The 18,026-nt window shown below is 65.6% G+C and carries 18 protein-coding genes; 7 read left to right on the plus strand and 11 right to left on the minus strand.

Going from position 1 to position 18,026, the window contains the following annotated elements; all coding sequences use genetic code 11:
- Nucleotides 1-136 precede the first annotated feature (136 nt).
- The 6 genes from V7778_RS03735 to V7778_RS03760 all read right to left on the minus strand — a co-directional run bounded on the left by V7778_RS03735 (nt 137) and on the right by V7778_RS03760 (nt 4,700).
- On the minus strand, nt 137-913 hold the full coding sequence (locus V7778_RS03735) for a peptidylprolyl isomerase (RefSeq protein WP_335551995.1): 777 nt from the start codon (nt 911-913) through the stop codon (nt 137-139).
- Nucleotides 914-1,006: 93 nt separating this feature from the next.
- Complete coding sequence (locus tag V7778_RS03740; protein ID WP_335551996.1) at nt 1,007-1,786, minus strand: peptidylprolyl isomerase; 780 nt, start codon at nt 1,784-1,786, stop codon at nt 1,007-1,009.
- A 103-nt stretch (nt 1,787-1,889) separates the two neighbouring features.
- Nucleotides 1,890-2,174 carry a BolA family protein gene (locus V7778_RS03745; RefSeq protein ID WP_335551997.1) on the minus strand — a complete coding sequence of 95 codons (285 nt, stop codon included), beginning with the start codon at nt 2,172-2,174 and terminating at the stop codon, nt 1,890-1,892.
- Nucleotides 2,171-2,800 (minus strand): septation protein A, encoded by a 630-nt coding sequence (locus V7778_RS03750; RefSeq protein WP_335551998.1) that lies wholly within the window; start codon nt 2,798-2,800, stop codon nt 2,171-2,173. The genes V7778_RS03745 and V7778_RS03750 overlap by 4 nt, the downstream gene beginning before the upstream one ends.
- A 23-nt stretch (nt 2,801-2,823) precedes the next feature.
- Nucleotides 2,824-3,219: a peptide-methionine (R)-S-oxide reductase MsrB gene (msrB, locus tag V7778_RS03755; protein WP_335551999.1), complete on the minus strand. Its 396-nt coding sequence runs from the start codon at nt 3,217-3,219 to the stop codon at nt 2,824-2,826.
- A gap of 17 nt (nt 3,220-3,236) precedes the next feature.
- Complete coding sequence (locus tag V7778_RS03760) at nt 3,237-4,700, minus strand: protein adenylyltransferase SelO (protein WP_442920692.1); 1,464 nt, start codon at nt 4,698-4,700, stop codon at nt 3,237-3,239.
- A gap of 311 nt (nt 4,701-5,011) precedes the next feature.
- Between V7778_RS03760 and V7778_RS03765 the strand changes: the two genes are divergently transcribed.
- On the plus strand, nt 5,012-6,664 hold the full coding sequence (locus tag V7778_RS03765) for a 3-(methylthio)propionyl-CoA ligase (protein WP_335552000.1): 1,653 nt from the start codon (nt 5,012-5,014) through the stop codon (nt 6,662-6,664).
- 69 nt (nt 6,665-6,733) lie between these two features.
- On the plus strand, nt 6,734-7,876 hold the full coding sequence (locus V7778_RS03770) for a DUF3616 domain-containing protein (RefSeq protein ID WP_335552001.1): 1,143 nt from the start codon (nt 6,734-6,736) through the stop codon (nt 7,874-7,876).
- Between the two features lie 4 nt (nt 7,877-7,880).
- Here the strand turns inward: V7778_RS03770 and V7778_RS03775 are convergent, their stop codons facing one another.
- Together V7778_RS03775 and V7778_RS03780 are read right to left on the minus strand one after the other, a co-directional pair.
- Nucleotides 7,881-8,387: a hypothetical protein gene (locus V7778_RS03775; RefSeq protein WP_335552002.1), complete on the minus strand. Its 507-nt coding sequence runs from the start codon at nt 8,385-8,387 to the stop codon at nt 7,881-7,883.
- Nucleotides 8,388-8,425: 38 nt separating this feature from the next.
- The gene (locus V7778_RS03780) at nt 8,426-9,001 is read right to left on the minus strand and encodes a hypothetical protein (RefSeq protein ID WP_335552003.1); all 576 of its coding nucleotides are present in this window, start codon (nt 8,999-9,001) and stop codon (nt 8,426-8,428) included.
- 277 nt (nt 9,002-9,278) lie between these two features.
- Between V7778_RS03780 and V7778_RS03785 the strand changes: the two genes are divergently transcribed.
- Nucleotides 9,279-11,369 carry a 3-hydroxyacyl-CoA dehydrogenase NAD-binding domain-containing protein gene (locus V7778_RS03785; protein ID WP_335552004.1) on the plus strand — a complete coding sequence of 697 codons (2,091 nt, stop codon included), beginning with the start codon at nt 9,279-9,281 and terminating at the stop codon, nt 11,367-11,369.
- Nucleotides 11,370-11,558: 189 nt separating this feature from the next.
- Here V7778_RS03785 and V7778_RS03790 read toward each other — a convergent pair whose 3' ends face one another.
- Entirely contained in the window at nt 11,559-13,259 is a 1,701-nt protein-coding gene (locus V7778_RS03790; protein ID WP_335552005.1) for an MFS transporter, read from the minus strand.
- Between the two features lie 346 nt (nt 13,260-13,605).
- Between V7778_RS03790 and V7778_RS03795 the strand changes: the two genes are divergently transcribed.
- From V7778_RS03795 to V7778_RS03810, 4 genes are read left to right on the plus strand one after another with little or no spacing between them, the layout of a single operon-like run.
- The gene (locus V7778_RS03795) at nt 13,606-14,784 is read left to right on the plus strand and encodes an acetyl-CoA C-acyltransferase (RefSeq protein WP_335552006.1); all 1,179 of its coding nucleotides are present in this window, start codon (nt 13,606-13,608) and stop codon (nt 14,782-14,784) included.
- A gap of 19 nt (nt 14,785-14,803) precedes the next feature.
- Nucleotides 14,804-15,106, plus strand: coding sequence for a Dabb family protein (locus tag V7778_RS03800; protein WP_335552007.1), 303 nt, complete (start codon nt 14,804-14,806; stop codon nt 15,104-15,106).
- Between the two features lie 49 nt (nt 15,107-15,155).
- Complete coding sequence (locus V7778_RS03805) at nt 15,156-15,938, plus strand: SDR family oxidoreductase (RefSeq protein WP_335552008.1); 783 nt, start codon at nt 15,156-15,158, stop codon at nt 15,936-15,938.
- 22 nt (nt 15,939-15,960) lie between these two features.
- Nucleotides 15,961-16,869: an SDR family oxidoreductase gene (locus V7778_RS03810; RefSeq protein WP_335552009.1), complete on the plus strand. Its 909-nt coding sequence runs from the start codon at nt 15,961-15,963 to the stop codon at nt 16,867-16,869.
- Here V7778_RS03810 and V7778_RS03815 read toward each other — a convergent pair.
- Together V7778_RS03815 and V7778_RS03820 are read right to left on the minus strand one after the other, a co-directional pair.
- Nucleotides 16,866-17,213 carry a GFA family protein gene (locus tag V7778_RS03815; RefSeq protein WP_335552010.1) on the minus strand — a complete coding sequence of 116 codons (348 nt, stop codon included), beginning with the start codon at nt 17,211-17,213 and terminating at the stop codon, nt 16,866-16,868. The genes V7778_RS03810 and V7778_RS03815 overlap by 4 nt on opposite strands.
- Before the next feature lie 28 nt (nt 17,214-17,241).
- Nucleotides 17,242-18,006 (minus strand): alpha/beta hydrolase, encoded by a 765-nt coding sequence (locus tag V7778_RS03820; protein ID WP_335552011.1) that lies wholly within the window; start codon nt 18,004-18,006, stop codon nt 17,242-17,244.
- Nucleotides 18,007-18,026 lie beyond the last annotated feature (20 nt).

Here is an 18,026-nt window from a genome sequence, read left to right on the forward strand (position 1 = left end):
ACGGGGCAGCGCCTGAGCCCCGCGAACAGGTCGCGACCGGCAGGCCAGGCGCCGGCGATGCCGCGCGACGGTCCTGGCCGTGCCCGTAAAAAAAACGCTCCCGAAGGAGCGTTTTCTTGTTTGCCGGAGCAGGGAGTTACTGCACCTTGGCCTTCTTGACCAGGCTTTCGCGGTACTGCGCAACCTGGCGCTGCTGCAACTGTTCGGCGACCTGCTGCTTGACTTCTTCCAGGGCCGGGATCTTGGCCGCGCGGGTGTCTTCCAGCTTGATCACGTGGTAGCCGTACTGGGTCTTCACCGGGGTCTCGGTGATGGCGCCTTTTTGCAGCGAGGTCATGGCCTTCGAGAATTCAGGCACGTAGGCCGCCGGGCTCGCCCAGTCCAGGTCGCCGCCGTTGTTGGCGCTGCCGTCTTTCGACTGCTTGGCCAGCTCTTCGAACTTGGCGCCGCCCTTCAGCTTGGTGATGATGGCCTTGGCTTCTTCCTCGGTGCCCACCAGGATGTGGCGTGCGTGGTATTCCTTGTCGCCCACGGTGGACTTGTACTTGTCGTACTCGGCCTTGATGTCGGCGTCCTTGATCGGGTTCTTCTTGACGTAGTCCGCGAGCATGGCGTTGATGATGATGCTCTGGCGGGCATTGTCGATCGCTGCCTTGACGTCGGCGCGGGCGCCGATGTTCTGCTTGTCGGCTTCCTGGATCAACACTTCGCGGCTGATCAGGTCGCGCTTGATCGCTTCGCGCAGTTGCGGCGAATCGGTGGCGCGGCCCTGGGCGACGACTTGCTTGACCAGCTGGTCTACCTTGGCCGCCGAGATCGGCTTGCCATTGACGGTCGCAACGTTTTGCGCGAATGCTGGCATGGCAACCAATGCGGTCATGGCTAACAACAGGCGGGCTGGCTTCAAAATCATTGTTGAGATCCTATATAAACACGAAAAGTATCGCCGCGGGCGACGAGAACCGGCGCGCGTCCGTCACGGAACGAGCGCCGATGACAGCACATCTTACTGCACCTTTGCCTTTTTGACCATTTGGTCCGAGTACGCCTGCAGCTTCTGCTGGGTCAGCGAATCGGCGATCTGAGGCTTGACTTCTTCCAGCGACGGCAGCTTGGCCGCACGGGTGTCGTCCAGCTTGATCACGTGGTAGCCGGCCTGGGTCTTGACCGGGGTCTCGGTGACCGCGCCCTTTTGCAGGCCGGTGAAGCCGGCGGCGAATTCGGCCGGGAAGGAAGCCGGAACGGCCCAGTCCAGGTCGCCGCCGCTGTTGGCGGTGCCGGTGTCCTTGGATTGCTTGGCCAGCTCTTCGAACTTGGCGCCGCCCTTGAGCTTGGCGATGATCGCCTTGGCGTCGGCTTCGGTCGCGGCCAGGATGTGGCGGACGTGGTATTCCTTGTCGCCGGTCTGCGCCTTGAACTTGTCGTACTCGGCCTTGATTTCCGCGTCGCTCACCGGGTTCTTGGTGATGTAGTCCTTGGCCAGCTGGTTCACGACGATGGCCTGGCGCGCGTTGTCCAGCGCCGCCTTGACTTCAGGTTTCTTGTCGTAGCCCTGTTTGACCGCTTCCTGCATCAGCACTTCGCGTTCGATGAGGCCTTTCTTGATCATGTCGCGCAGCTGCGGCGAATCCTGGCCCTGGCCTTGCGCCACGACTTGCTTGACCATCGCATCGGCACGCGCCGAGGGGATCGGCTTGCCGTTGACCACTGCGAGGTTCTGGGCAAAGGCGGGCGCCGCTCCAACGGCGATCAGGGCTAACAGCAGGCGTGCTGGCTTAAAAGTCATGTGGTGTTCCTGTAGCGGTATATGCTGGACGAGATTAGATTAGTTCTTGTAACAACCAGTTCAATTGTCGGCGAGTTTTCTTAAAGCAGCCTGAAGCCGACTTTCAGGACTGTTCGGAAGGCGCGACCGCCGTGATGGCAAGCGCGTGGATTTCCGCTTTGTTAATCATTTCGTGCACGGCATCATACACAAGACGATGCCGCATGACTAGCGTACGGCCCTGGAACAGTTCCGAGACGATTTTCACGCTGTAATGACTGCCGCCCGAGGCCGCCCCCGCATGGCCCGCATGCAGGTGCGAATCGTCCGTGATCTCGAGCACGGTCGGGCTCAGTTCTGCCTGCAGGCGCTCGCGCAGGCGTTCGGTGCGATCTGGGGGGGTGCTCATGCGTCCTCCTCAATATGTTTGGAAAGCATCAGGGTCTGGACCACGACGAAAGCGAAGAAGATGCCGGTGAAGCCGAACAGCTTGAAGCTGACCCAGGCGCTGGTATCGGTGCGGAACACCACGAAGGCGATGAGCAGGTTCAGCAGGCCCATCGCGAAGAAGAAGGCGATCCAGGCGTAGCCGACCCGGCTCCAGACCGGGTCCGGCAGCTTGACCTGGGCCTCCATCACCGAGCGCATCAGGTTCTTGCGGTAGAACACCTGGGCCACCAGCAGGGCCACGGCAAAGGCCCAGTACAGGATGGTCGGCTTCCATTTGATGAAGGTATCGTCGTGGAAGTAGATGGTGGCGCCCCCGGCGACCACGATCACGCCCAGCGACAGCCACAGCATGTTGTCGACCTTGCGGCCGCGCACCAGGAGGTAGCCGATCTGGAGGAAGGTCGCGACGATCGCCACCGCGGTCGCCAGCAGGATCGCCGACTGGCTGGGCGGCACCGCGCCGCCGGCGATCAGGCCGCCGAGGTACTGGGTGGCCAGGCCATGGGCCCAGTCCTGGTGGTTCTCGCCGTATTTATAGACGCCGAAGAACAGGATGACCGGGAACAGGTCGAACAGGAATTTCATTGCGGGGCGGTCCTCAGGAAAAGTTAAACGGGTTCGAAGCGCAGCGAAGCCGAGTTGATGCAGTAGCGCAGGCCGGTCGGCGGCGGGCCGTCTGGGAAGACGTGGCCCAGGTGGGCGTCGCAGACGGCGCAGATGATCTCGGTACGCAGCATGCCATGCGTGCGGTCTTCCTTCTCGATCACGTTCTCCGGATCGAGGGCGCGGAAGTAGCTCGGCCAGCCGCAGCCCGAATCGAACTTGGCGTCGGATTCGAACAGCGGGGTATCGCAGCAGACGCAGTGGTAGATGCCGTGCTCGTGGTGGTCCCAGAACTTGCCGGTGAAGGCGCGTTCGGTGGCGGCGTGGCGGGTCACCTGGTATTGCATCGCGTCGAGCTGGGCGCGCCATTCGGCGTCGGTCTTGGTCACTTTGTCGGTCATGAGGGTCTTTCGCTGGTTCAGGAAGAGCAGCTTACTTCAAGATGGGCAGCCCAGTCCGGCGGCAGGGCCGCATAAGAGGCGTTCTCGGGCTGTTCGTCGTAGGGGCGCTCCAGGACGGCGAGCAGCTTGCGCACGCCGCCGAAGTCCCCATTCTGCGCCTGTTCGATCGCCACCTGGGCCAGGTAGTTGCGCAGTACGTACTTGGGATTGACCCGGTCCATCGCCGCGCGGCGCAGCGCATCCGTGCTGCCCTCGGCGCGCAGGCGGGCGCGATAGGTGTCCGCCCAGGCGTCGAAGGCCGCGCGGTCGATGAACAGGTCGCGCAGTGGGCTATCGGACGCGGGATCGTCGACGCGCAGTCCGCCCAGGCGGCGGAAGAACAGGGTGAAATCGGCGTGGTTGTCCTGCAGCAGCTGGAACATGGCGTCGAACAGGGCGCCATCTTCTTCGCGCACATCGCGCAGGCCGAGCTTGGCGTGCAGGATCTCGTCGAGCTGGGCGCCGAAGGCCGGACGGTAGACGTCGAGCGCCTCCTCGGCTTCTTCCGGCGTGCCGATCAGCGGCAGCAGGGCATTACCCAGGGCATAGCAGTTCCAGTGTCCCACCGGCACCTGGTTGGCGTAGGAATAGCGGCCGCCCTGGTCGGTGTGGTTGCAGATGTGCTGGGCGTCGAAGGCCTCCATGAAGCCGAAGGGGCCGTAGTCCAGGGTCAGTCCCAGGATCGACATGTTGTCGGTGTTCATCACGCCATGCATGAAGCCGACCGCCTGCCAGTGCGCGATCATGCGCGCGGTGCGGCGGGTGACCTCGGCCAGCAGTTCCTTGTAGGGATTGGCGGCGCCGGTGAACGCCGGGTAGAAGGTCTTGATCACATAGTCGGCCAGGGTGCGCAGTTCGTCCTGACGGCCGCGGTGGTACCAGTGTTCGAAGGAGCCGAAGCGCACGAAGGAGGGCGCCATGCGGGTCACGACCGCGGAGGTCTCGACCGATTCGCGCACCACCGGCTGGTGCGAGCCGGTGACCATCAGCGCGCGGGTGGTGGGGATGCCGAGGGCGGCCATCGCTTCCGAGCACAGGAATTCGCGGATCGACGAGCGCAGCACGGCGCGCCCGTCGCCCATGCGCGAATAAGGCGTCAGGCCGGCGCCCTTGAGCTGGAGCTCCATGGGGCCGTTCGGGGTGGCGATGTCGCCCAGGGTGATGGCGCGGCCGTCGCCCAGTTGTCCCGCCCAGACACCGAACTGGTGGCCCGAGTACACCGCCGCCAGCGGCTGCGAGCGCACGGCCACCTTGTTGCCCGTAAAGACGGCAACGAAGTCCTCGTGCGCCAGCACGGCCGCATCCAGGCCCACCAGCGCCGCCGCCGGAGCGCTCGCCGCGATGAAATAGGGCGAGGGCAGCGGGGTCGGCATCAGGCGCGTGTAGAAGGCCGGCGGCAGCTCGGCGAAGGAGTTATTCAGGGGAAGTTCGTCGGCAGTGATGGCAGTTCCAGTATCGGGTAGACGGTGATGTCGGGATTCTACCGTACCGGGGCGGATGTGGAGGCGCACAGGAGGAAGACGGGTTCACAGGCTGCGAGCGTGGAAATCGCGGCATCGGCACACCCGCTACGCAATCCACGCCATTCCGGTGAGGGCCGGAAGGACGAGACAACAGTGGGAGCCGGCCTCGTGAGCACCCGCAGGCATGCGCCCTGGATAACTGCTGCATCGCATCATCGAATTGCATTGACGCCCGTGCTATTCGCACGTTACAACTTTCGTGAAGTTGCTAAATGAATATGGAGACGCCAATGACCGACTACCCGACGAGCCCGCTGATGGGCCAGATGATGGACCAGCCGCTGCTGATCTCGAGCATTATCGAGTTCGCGGCCCGCCACTACGGCGACAGCGAGATCGTGTCGCGCCGGGTCGAGGGCGACATCCACCGCTATACCTACCGCGAATGCGAGCAGCGCTCGCGCAAACTGGCCCACGCGCTGGCCGGCCTCGGCGTCAAGATGGGCGAGCGTGTCGCCACCCTGGCCTGGAACGGCTACCGCCACATGGAGCTGTACTACGGCGTGTCCGGCTCAGGCGCCGTGCTGCATACCATCAACCCGCGCCTGCACCCCGAGCAGATCGCCTACATCATCAACCACGCGGAAGACCAGTTCCTGTTCTTCGACCTGACTTTCCTGCCGGCGATCGAGGCCATGGCGCGCAGCTGCAAGACGGTGAAGGGCTACGTGGCCATGTGCGGACGCGAGCACATGCCGGCCAAGACCGATATCCCGATGCTGCTGTGCTACGAGGAGCTGGTGGAAGCCGCCCCCGGCGACTACCGCTGGCCCCAGTTCGACGAGCGCAGCGCCGCCGCCCTGTGCTACACCTCCGGCACGACCGGCAACCCGAAGGGCGCGCTGTACTCGCACCGCTCGACCGTGCTGCACGCCTACGCCTCGGCGATGCCGAACGCCCTCAACGTGTCCTCGGCCGATGTGGTGCTGCCGGTGGTGCCGATGTTCCACGTGAACGCCTGGGGCCTGCCGTACTCGGTCCTGCTGTCGGGCGCCAAGATGGTCTATCCTGGCGCGGCCCTGGACGGCAAGTCGCTGTACGAGCTGTTCGAGCAGGAGGGCGTCACTTTCTCGGCCGGCGTGCCGACGGTGTGGCTCGGCCTGATCAACTACGTGATGCAGAACGACCTGCGCTTCTCGACCTTCCGGCGCACCGTGATCGGCGGCTCGGCCTGCCCGCCGGCGATGATGGACACCCTGATCGACCGCCTGCGCGTGCAGGTGATTCACGCCTGGGGCATGACCGAGATGTCGCCGCTCGGCACCGCCTGCACCCTGATGGGCAAGCACACCAGGCTGCCGGTCGAGGAGCAGCGCGCCGTGCTGCGCAAGCAGGGCCATGCGATCTACGGCGTCGACATGAAGATCGTCGACGACGACGGCACCGAGCTGCCCTGGGACGGCGTGACCTATGGCCACCTGCTGGTGAAGGGGCCGTGGGTGGTGTCCGGCTACTACCGCGACGAAGGCGGCGAGGTGCTGCAGGACGGCTGGTTCCCGACCGGCGACGTGGCCACCATCGACGAGGATGGCTACCTGGCGATCACGGACCGCAGCAAGGACGTGATCAAGTCGGGCGGCGAGTGGATCGGCTCGATCGACCTGGAAAACGTCGCGATGGCCCACCCGGCGGTGCTGCAGGCGGCCTGTATCGGCGTGCCGCATCCGAAGTGGAGCGAACGGCCGCTGCTGGTCGTGGTGCGCCGTCCGGGCATGGAGGTGGCGCGCGAGGAGCTGCTCGCCTTCTTCGACGGGAAGGTCGCCAAGTGGTGGATCCCGGACGACGTGGTGTTCGCCGACAGCCTGCCGGTGGGCGGCACCGGCAAGATCCAGAAGAACAAGCTGCGCGAGGCCTACGGGGAATACCACCTGCCGACCGCCTGACAGGCCTGCGCCGCATCCGCCGGCTTGGCGGTATGCTCTGCCGTATCGTGAACCGCACGGAGACGGCGCATGCATCCATCGAATATCGTCCTGCTCGAATTCCATCCCGAGCACGACAACCTCACCCACGACAAGGAGTTGCGAGACGGCCTGTCCGTGGCCCTGCGCATGGGGAAGACGCTCTGGCTGGCGAACGACGAATCGGTCAGCCTGGAGCGCCTGGCCCTGGCGGACAGCGACAGCTCGGGAAAAAGCAGTTTCACGCGCGATCACAAGCAGTACGCCCTGCACGACTTCCTCGACCTGCCCCTGCCGCCGCATGGCGAAACCAGGGACGACATCAACGAGGCCGATATCGAGGGCCTGGCCTGCGACGACAAATACCTGTGGCTGGTCGGCTCGCACAGCCTGCGCCGCAAGCAGCCCAAGCCGGGTGACGGCGCGAAGAAAGCGCACAAGCGCCTGTGTTCGGTGGGCGCCGACGGCAACCGCTACCTGCTGGCGCGCATTCCCGTGGTGGCGGAGGACGACGCTCCGACCCTGGCGAAGGAAGTCGAGCACAAGGGCAAGCGCCGCAGCGCCGCGCTGCTGCGCGGGGACGAGCACGGCAACGAACTCACCGCACTGCTGAAGCAGGACGAGCACTTCGGCCCCTTCCTCGCCATTCCCGGCAAGGACAACGGATTCGACATCGAGGGGATCGCGGTCGCCGGCAAGCACTTGCTGCTGGGCCTGCGCGGCCCGGTGCTGCGGGGCTGGGCGGCGATCGTCGAAGTGGCCCCGGTCGAGGACGAGCAGCCCGGCAGGCTGCGCCTGGGGCCAGTCGATGGCGAAGGCCGGCTGTACCGCAAGCATTTCGTCGACCTGCATGGCCTCGGCATCCGCGACCTGTGCGTGCAGGGAAAAGACCTGCTCATCCTGGCCGGACCGACCATGGACCTGGACGGCCCTGTCTACGTCTACCGCTGGCCCGGCGGCGCGGCGCCTGGCCAGGAGGGCGTGCTGCCGCACGAGCAGCTGCAACGCGTGCTGTCGCTACCCTACGGCGAAGGCGTCGACCATCCGGAGGGCATGACCCTGTTCCCGGGCCAGGACGGGGAAGACGGCCTGATGGTCGTCTACGACTCGGCCTCGGCCAGCCGCCAGATCGGCGACAGCATCATCGTGGCGGATGTATTCCCGCTGCCGCGACCCGCCAGGCGCCGCAAATGAGCCGCTAGCGCCGCCGCAGCGCACCGACCGCCGACCACAGCAGGCGCGGCGCTTGGTACAGCACGTAGCCGATCACGGCCAGCGCACAGGCGACCAGCACCGGCAACACCGGACCGAAGGCGTAGGTCAGGCCAAACACGAAGCCGAGCACGGCTTCGGCGCGGTAGATCGGGACGAACAGCGCCAGCAGCAGCAAGCCCTGCATCAGGTACTCGCACAGGTCGGCGCGTCCGCTGCTGAAGAAGAAAGCGATGGCGGCGCCGAACAGCAGGCCGGCGCAGAAGCCGGGCGCGGCGCCGGCGGCCAGGGCGGGCCCCTTGAAGCGGTGCTCGATGCGGCTGGCGCTCACCCAGGTCAGCAGCGGCAAGAGCAGCAGGCCCCACCAGTTGGAGACCGCGGGCATGTCCTGGCGCGCGAGCAGGTGGTGCGCCGGGACGCCGCTGCCGGTATGCTGCCACACCAGGATGAGCGCCGTGGCGAAGGCCACGGCGACAGTGAGTTGACCGCGCATGCTGACTCCTCGTTAACTGGACAGGAGGATTGTGGCAGCTATTCGGCGGAATGCAATGCGTGCTGCATGTTCTGCTGCTCGGCGCGCGACTGGCTATGCGGCCCGGCTGGCCGTTCGGGCGCCGGGCGGAACCACGCGGCAACCAGTTCCCAGGCCAGCCGCAGTCCATGGTGGCCCAGGTAGGCCGCCGGCGCCAGGAGGCAGGCGGCGAGCACGGGGACCACGGGCCCGAAGGCATAGGCGGCGCCGAACACGAAACCGAGCACGCATCCGGCGCGGTAGATGGGATAGGAAAGCATCAGGAAGACCAGGCCTTCGCCAAGGAAGTCGGACAAGTCCGGGCGCCCGTGCTCGTAGAAGAGGGCCAGGGCGCCGCCGAACAGCAGGCCGCCGATGAAGTCCTTGAGCAGGGCTGCGCCGTCGTAGCCGGGGCGCACCTGGCCCAGCGCCAGCCAGGTGACGGCCGGCAGCAGGAACAATCCCCACCAGTTGGATAGCGCGGGAAGCTCCTCTTCGCCAAACAGATAATGGACCGGCACGCCGTCGGTCAGGTACTGGACACCGAGTACGAGGGCGACGGCGAGCGTCACCCTGAACGTGATTTTGCTGCGCATTCTCTCTCTCCCCATCGGGCTGGCTTGAGGAAAGCCAAGCCTGTTTATTGTCTTATTGGCACGCGAGCGAGTATTGTGCGCCAGCGGGCCGGAGCGCAGGCGAATTGTTGCGTTCGGTTAGCAGGTTTTTTTCGACTTTTGGTCGTTTTACAACGGGCCGATAGCCTGTCATCGATCGGTCATCAAGACCGCATAGATTGCCGAAATAATACGAACGTTCTATTAATTCGGTTATAGTTGCCGGGATAGCTTTCAACCGATAAGGAGAAGAAGAGACATGAGCGCCGATTACCAGGTCCACGGCAATGTTGCCGTCATCACGCTGAACAATCCGCCGGTCAACGGCCTCGGACTGGCCACCCGCAGCGCCGCCGTCGAGGGCGTGCGGCGCGCCGAGACCGACGAGGCGGTGCAGGCGATCGTGATCACGGGCGCCGGCAAGGCGTTCTCGGGAGGCGCGGATATCCGCGAGTTCAATTCGCCCAAGGCGCTCACCGAACCGACCCTGCATTCCCTGATCCGGGCGGTGGAAAACGCCTCCAAGCCGGTGGTGGCCGCGATCCACACGGTGTGCATGGGCGGCGGCCTGGAACTGGCCCTCGGCTGCAATTACCGCGTGGCCTTGCCGGACGCCCAGATCGCGCTGCCGGAAGTCAAGCTTGGCCTGCTGCCGGGCGCCGGCGGCACCCAGCGCCTGCCGCGCTTGCTGGGTCTGGAAATGGCGCTCAACATGGTGGTCTCCGGCACCCCGGTGCCATCCGAGAAGCTGGCGCAGACCGCCTTGTTCGACGAGGTCTTCCCGGCCGGCACCGACTTGCTCGAAGCCGCCGTCGCCTTCGCGCAAAAAGTTGCCGGTGTCCGTCCGCTGCCGAAAGTGCGCGACCGCAAGGTCGACTACCCGAACCACGAAGCCTTCCTCCAGTTCTCGCGCAACACCGTGAAAGCGATGGCGGGTCCCTTCCCGGCGCCGCTGGAGTGCGTCGAGGCGGTGGCCGCCTCGGTGACCAGCAAGGATTTCGAGGCCGGCCTGAAGTTCGAGCGCGAACGCTTCCTGCACCTGACCCAGACCCCTGAATCGAAGGCGCTGCGCCACTCCTTCTTTGCCGAGCGCGCGGTTGGCAAGATTCCCGACGTGCCGTCCGACACCCCGGTGCGCGCGATCGCCAGCGCGGCGGTGGTGGGCGCGGGCACCATGGGCGGCGGCATCGCCATGAATTTCGCCAACGCCGGCATTCCCGTCACCATTCTCGAAACGCGGCAGGACGCGCTCGAGCGCGGCCTGGCCACGATCCGCAAGAACTACGAGAGCAGTGTCAAGAAGGGCAAGCTGACGGCCGAGAAGCTCGACCAGCGCATGAACCTGATCCGCACCACCCTGGACTACCAGGACATCGCCCAGGCCGATATCGTGATCGAGGCGGTGTTCGAGGACATGGGCGTCAAGGAGAGCGTGTTCCGCGAGCTGGACCGGGTGATGAAGCCAGGCGCGATCCTGGCGTCGAACACCTCGACCCTGGACCTGGACCGCATCGCCGGCTTCACCGGCCGCCCGCAGGACGTGATCGGCCTGCACTTCTTCAGCCCGGCCAATGTGATGAAGCTGCTCGAGATCGTGCGCGGCAAGGCGACCGGCAAGGACGTACTGGCCACCGCCATGGCGCTGGCCAAGAAAATCAAGAAGACCGGCGTGGTGTCGGGCGTGTGTGACGGTTTCATCGGCAACCGCATGCTGGAACAATACCTGCGCCAGGCCTACTTCATGCTGGACGAAGGCGCGCTGCCGGAGCAGGTCGACGCGGCCATCGAAGGCTTCGGCTTCGCCATGGGCCCGTTCCGGATGAGCGACCTGGCGGGCAACGACGTCGGCTGGTACATCCGCAAGCGCCGCGCCATCGAGTCGCCCGAGATCGCGTATTCGAAGAGCGCGGACCTGCTGTGCGAGCAGGGCCGCTTCGGCCAGAAGACCGGCGCCGGCTGGTACGACTACAAGCCCGGCGACCGCAAGGCCTATCCCTCGGAACAGGTCAACGACATGATCGTGCGCCACTCGGCCGACATCGGCGTGACGCGCCGTGCGATCCCGGACGCGGAGATCGTCGAGCGCCTTGTGTTCGCACTGGCGAACGAAGGCGCGAAGATCCTGGAGGAGGGCATCGCGCTGCGCGCCTCGGATATCGACATGGTCTACCTGACGGGCTATGGCTTCCCGCTGCATCGCGGCGGGCCGATGTTCTACGCGGACAGCGTGGGCTTGCCGAACGTGCTGGCCGCGATGGAGAAATATGCGCGCGGGCGGCATGGGGAGGCGTGGAAGGCGGCGCCGCTGATGGTGAAGCTGGCGGGGGAAGGAAAAGGGTTCAACGGCTGAATGGCCGTGGTGTGAGCTAGCGGCATGCTACCAACTTGGGTTCCGGCCTTCGCCGGAACGACGTTGTTTGAGTTGACCTATAGCCTCGAGACCGTCATCCCGGCGAAGGCCGGGATCCAGGTTTGCGTCCAAGGCCACGAAAAAAATGCCGCTGTCCCCAGCGGCATTTTCCGTTAACCGATCCGCCGATCAGTCTTGCGCGTAGATGTCGTTGTCCTTGGTCTCGCGAATGAACAGCGCCCCCACCACGACGGTGATCAGGGCGATGATGATCGGATACCACAGGCCGTAGTAGATGTCGCCCTTGAAGGCCACCAGCGCGAAGGTGGTGGTCGGCAGCAGGCCGCCGAACCAGCCGTTGCCGATGTGGTAGGGCAGGGACATCGAGGTGTAGCGGATGCGGGTCGGGAACATCTCCACCAGCATCGCCGCGATCGGGCCGTACACCATGGTCACGTAGATCACCAGGATGAACAGCAGCAGCACCAGCATCGGCTTGTTCACCGCCGCCGGGTCGGCCTTGTCCGGATAGCCGGCGGCCTTCAGGGCCGTCGTCACTTCCTTCTTCAGCGCGGTTTCGCGTTCCTTGCTGGCCGCGTCGAAGTTCAGGTTGTCCGGGGTCATGACCGCGTTGAACGACTGGAACGTGGTCTCGCCCACCTTCACCGAAGCGATGGTGCCGGCCGGGGCGTCCTGGCGGGTGTAGCTCACCGACGCCGCGGTCAGCATGCGGGTGGCGATATCGCAGGAGGACGGGAATTTCTTGGTGCCGGTGGCGTCGACCTGGAAACTGCAGGTGTTCGGATCGGCCACGACCACCACCGGCGAGGTGTTGATCGCGTTCTCCAGGGCCGGGTTGCCGTAGTGGGTGATCGCCTTGAAAATCGGGAAATAGGTCACCGCGGCGATCAGGCAGCCGCCCAGGATGATCTTCTTGCGGCCGATCTTGTCCGACAGCGAGCCGAAGAAGATGAAGAACGGGGTCGCCAGCAGCAGCGAGATGGCGATCAGGATGTTCGAGGTCGGCTCGTCGATCTTGAGGGTCTTGGTCAGGAAGAACAGGGCGTAGAACTGGCCGGTGTACCACACCACGGCCTGCCCCATGGTCAGGCCGACCAGCGCCAGCAGGGCGATCTTGCCGTTCTTCCAGTTCAGGAAGGCTTCCGACAGCGGGGCTTTCGAGGTCTTGCCCTCGGCCTTCATCTTCGCGAAAGCCGGCGATTCGGCCATCGACATCCTGATCCACACCGAGATGCCCAGCAGGACCACCGAGATCAGGAAGGGAATCCGCCAGCCCCAGGCCTGGAATTCCTCTTCGCCCATCGCGGTACGGGTGCCGAGGATGACCAGCAGCGACATGAACAGGCCCACGGTGGCCGTGGTCTGGATGAAGGAGGTGAACAGGCCGCGCTTGCCATGCGGTGCGTGCTCGGCCACGTAGGTGGCGGCGCCGCCGTATTCGCCGCCGAGGGCCAGGCCCTGCAGGATGCGCAAGGTGACCAGGATGATCGGGGCCGCGATGCCGATTTGCGCATGGCTCGGCAGCAGGCCGACCAGGAAGGTCGACGCACCCATGATCAGGATGGTCACCAGGAAGGTGTACTTGCGGCCGATCATGTCACCCAGGCGGCCGAACACCAGCGCGCCGAAGGGACGCACGATGAAGCCCGCGGCGAAGGCCATGAGCGCGAAGATGAAGGTGGTGGTCGGGTCGCCGATGAAGAACTGCTTGGCGATGATGGAGGCGAGCGAGCCGTAGAGGTAGAAGTCGTACCATTCAAAAACGGTACCCAGGGAAGAAGCGACGATAACCTTGCGTTCTTCCTTGGTCAGACCGGTGGAGGGGGCTGTTGCCTTGCCTCCGGCGGTCATGCCGGGTGTGATAGCCATGTGTGTCTCCGTATAGTAATTGTCTTTCGGATTGATGCTTGGCGGATTGCTGACTGCGCTGCGGTTTGGCCTGCTCATCGGCCAGAACGTTCGCATTGCCAATTCTTCATCAGCTGGGTCCGAGTGTGTTCCGCAAACCTTACACGATTCTTGCGCCAAGCTTACGCCAAGCTTACGCCGGCACGCGCGTGCGGCCCGCAGGGGCGTCGGACGGCCCGCCGTTTGCTCGTCGGACGGCGGCCCGGGGCGGCAAGGATGACTTGCAGGTTTCATCACGAACGACCGTTCTTAATATGCTATGCTCGTCCGGTCCAGGCCCCCGCGCGAACAACAACAGGAGACCCGCATGCAAGACGCCGTGATCGTTTCTTCCGCCCGCACCGCCCTGGCCAAGTCGTGGAAGGGCGCCTTCAACATGACGCATGGCGCCACCCTCGGCGGCCATGTGCTGGACGCGGCCATCGCGCGCGCCGGCATCGAGCCGGGCGAGGTCGAGGATGTCATGATGGGCTGCGCCAACCCCGAGGGCGCCACCGGTGTCAATATCGCGCGCCAGGTCGCCCTGCGGGCCGGTTGCCCGGTGACGGTGCCCGGCATGACGGTCAACCGCTTCTGCTCCTCGGGCCTGCAGACCATCGCCCTGGCGGCCCAGCGCATCCTGGCCGGCGAAGGCGAGATCTTCGCCGCAGGCGGCGTCGAATCGATTTCCTGCGTCCAGCAGGAGATGAACCGCCACATGCTGTATGAAACCCGGCTCAAGAAGCACAAGCCGGAACTTTACTGGCCCATGCTGCAGACCGCCGAGACGGTGGCGCGCCGCTATGCGATCCCGCGCGAGCGCCAGGACGAATACGGCGTGCGCAGCCAGCAGCGCGCCGCCGCCGCCCAGGCCGCGGGCCTGTTCGATGCCGAGATCGTGCCCATGACCACGGTGATGGGCGTGGCCGACAAGGCCTCCGGCATGCTGCTCACGCGCGAAGTCACCATCGCCGCCGACGAAGGCATCCGCGCCGACACCACGCTGGAGGGCGTGGCCAGGATCCGTCCCGCGCTGCCGGGCGGCGTGATCAGCGCCGGCAACGCCAGCCAGTTCTCGGACGGCGCCGCCGCCGCCATCGTCATGAGCGGCCGCCTGGCGCAAGCCCGTGGCCTGCAGCCGCTCGGCATCTTCCGCGGCTACGTGGTGGCCGGCTGCGAACCGGACGAAATGGGCATCGGTCCCGTTTTCGCCATTCCCAAGCTGCTGCAGAAGGCCGGCCTGACGGTGGATGACATCGGCCTGTGGGAACTGAACGAAGCCTTCGCCGTGCAGGTACTGTATTGCGCCGACCGCCTCGGCATCCCCATGGACCGCCTCAACGTGAACGGCGGCGCGATCGCGGTCGGCCATCCCTATGGGGTGTCCGGCGCGCGTCTGGTGGGCCATGCGCTGATCGAAGGCAAGCGCCGCGGTGTGAAATATGTGGTGGCCACCATGTGCGTTGGCGGCGGCCAGGGCGCGGCGGGATTGTTCGAAGTCGTTTGACGGAAATTCAGGAGAAGGGATGATCAAGCATATCGTCATGTGGAAGCTGAAGGACCAGGCGGAAGGCGCGGATCGCGCCGCCAATGCGCGCGAGATGAAGCGGCGCCTGGACGAATGCGCCCGCATCGTCCCCGGCATCCTCGCCTTCGAGGTGGTGATCGCCCAGCCGGGTCTGGAAGCGACCTACGACGTGGTGCTGTACTCGGAGTTCGAGGACAGGGCTGCGCTCGAGGCCTATGCCACGCATCCGACCCACAAGGCCCTGGTGCCTTTCATCGGCGCGATCCGCGAAGCGCGCCAGTGCATGGATTACGAGGTTTGATCCGTCACGCGTCCACCAGCTTATGCAAACAAAAACAAGGGAGACACGCATGCGCAGTACCCACGAACTGTTTTCACTGAAAGGCAAGACCGCCATCGTCACCGGCGGTTCGCGCGGGCTCGGCCTGCAGATGGCCGAAGCGCTCGGCGAGCAGGGCGCACGCCTGGTGATTTCCTCGCGCAAGCAGGAAGAACTCGACGACGCCGTCGCCCACCTGAAGGCGCGCGGCATCGAGGCCTCCAGCATCGCGGCCGACCTGTCGGACGAAGCCCAGGCCCACGCCTTCGTGGACGAGGCGCTGCGCATCCTCGGCCAGGTCGACATCCTGGTCAACAATGCCGGCGCCAGCTGGGGCGCCCCGGCCGAGGACTATCCGGTCGAAGCCTGGGACAAGGTGATGAACCTGAACGTGCGCGCCATGTTCCTGGTATCGCAGCGGGTCGGCAAGCTGTCCATGATCCCGCGCCGCTACGGGCGCATCGTCAATATCTCATCGATTGCCGGCCTGGCCGGCAATCCGCCCGGCACCATGCAAACCCTCGCGTACAACACGTCCAAGGGCGCGGTGGTAAATTTCACCCGTACCCTCGCGGGAGAGTGGGGACGCCACGGCATCACGGTCAATTCGATCGCGCCGGGCTTCTTCCCGTCCAAGATGACCAAGGGGGTGCTGGCGACCTTCGGCGAGGATGCTCTGGCCAAGGATGCGCCGCTGAACCGCCTCGGCGACGACGAGGACCTGAAGGGCGCGGTGGTGCTGTTCGCCTCCGACGCCGGCAAGCACATCACAGGGCAGACGCTGGCCGTCGACGGCGGCGTGTCGGCAGTCTGATCCAGGGCAGGGGGAGAGAGCGATGAAGGAGTTTCACGGCAAGGTCGCCGTCATCACCGGCGCCGCCAGCGGCCTGGGGCGCGAGTTCGCCAGCGTGGCGGCCGGGCTGGGCATGAAGCTGGTGCTGGCCGACGTCCAGACCAAGGCGCTCGAGCACGCGGCCGACGAGCTGCTGCACGGCGGCGCCGAGGTGCTGGCCATGGTGTGCGACGTCAGCAAAGGGGCGCACGTCCAGGAACTGGCGGATTCCGCCGTCGCGCGCTTCGGCGCCGTGCACCTGGTGTTCAACAATGCCGGCGTCGGTTCGGGCGGCCTGGTCTGGGAGAACTCGGAACAGGACTGGGAATGGGTGCTGGGCGTGAACCTGTGGGGCGTGATCCACGGGGTGCGCGTGTTCACCCGCGTCATGCTCGAGTGTGCGCAGAAGCATCCCGGCTTCGAGGGGCACATCGTCAATACCGCCTCGATGGCCGGACTGCTCACGGCGCCGGCCCTGGGCGTGTACAACGTCTCCAAGCATGCCGTGGTGGCCCTGACCGAAACGCTCTACCACGACCTGCGCCTGGTCGATGCGCCGATCGGCGCGTCGGTGCTGTGTCCGTATTTCGTGCCGACCGCCATCGCCCACTCGCACCGCAACCGGCCCGCCGAGCTGCACAGCCAGGAAGGCGTCACCGCCAGCCAGATGGCCGCCCAGGCGCTGACCGAGAAGGCGGTCGGTTCCGGCAAGGTGTCGGCCGAGGACGTGGCGCGCCTGACCTTCGACGGCATCCGCGAAGGCCGCTTCTACCTCTACTCGCACCCGCAGGCGCTGGGCGCGGTGGCCGAGCGCTTCGATGCGATCGTCAAGGGCGCGGCGCCGGCCGATCCGTATGCGGCCACGCCCCAGGTCCGGGACGTGCTGAAGGCCGGGGTGCGCCGCTCACATTAGTGTGCGCGTCCGTCGTAGTGGTGCACCGGGATGCCGTCCAGGTCCAGGTTCTCGAGGCAGCGAATATTGATGGCGGCCATGGCATTGCCTTTCGGATCCGATCCCTCGCCGTAGGGATGGATGCCGCAGGTCGGGCAGAAGCGGTGCTTGATCACGTGCTTGTTGAACATGTAGGTGCTGGCGGCTTCCTCCGGCGTCTTCAGGCGGAGCTTATCGCGCGTTACGAACCACAGCAGCGATCCCTTGCGCGAGCAGATCGAACAGTTACAGGCCATGGCGCCATCGATCTCGCCTTCGACGTCGAAAGCGACGGCGCCGCAGTGGCAGCTTCCCTGGTAGTGCATGCTTTGTCTCCTGTTGGTGGTGGGATGCCTATTGTGCCCATTGCAGCGCCGCCGTATAGGCGGCGCTGTCGGATAGCGTATTGTGCCCGGATCCTTCGATGACGCGCAGGCTCACGCGTCCCGGCGCAAAGCGCGAGGCCAGCAGGTCCGTGCTCCTGCGCGGGATGATCTCATCGTCGCCGGCGGCCACGACCAGGACGGGGGCGCCGACCCTGGGCGCGTGGCGCCAGGATTCGTACTTGTCCCGCAGCAGCCAGCGCACCGGGAAGTAGGGGAAGTGGGAAGCGGCCAGGTCCACCAGGCTATCGTAGGGAGTGACCAGGACCAGCTTGCTGACCCGGCGCGCCGCCGCCACCTGGACCGCGATGCCGCTGCCCAGGCTGCGCCCGACGATCGCCACATCCTCATGGTCCGCCGCCACCTTGTCGAACAAGGCCAGCGCATCGGCCACCAGTGCCGCCTCGGACGGGCTGCCCGAGCTGCCCGCGTAGCCGCGGTAGTGCAGCAGGAAGAGAGAGCGTTCGGGAAAAGCCTGCGCCAGCTGGGGCAGGCTGGCCGAGACGTCCTCCGCGTTGCCCCCGAGGTAGATCAGGGCTTTTGGCCCCGGCCTCGGGCGCTGCGACACGACCAGCAGCGCGTCCGGCACCGCCAGCGTCGTCACCTGCGGCGCCCGCAGCGCCGCCATGCGGGGAGGAAAATAGATGAGCGAGCGCTGTTTGAAGAACAACAGGGCGCACGCGCCGAGGTAGCCGGCGGCGGCCACGCACAGGACGAGTCCAAGTAGCCTGTTCACGGTAGGCGTCGCCGGGGCGG

Origin of the sequence: Massilia sp. DD77, from assembly GCF_036961685.1 — a bacterium.
Lineage (GTDB): Bacteria > Pseudomonadota > Gammaproteobacteria > Burkholderiales > Burkholderiaceae_D > Telluria.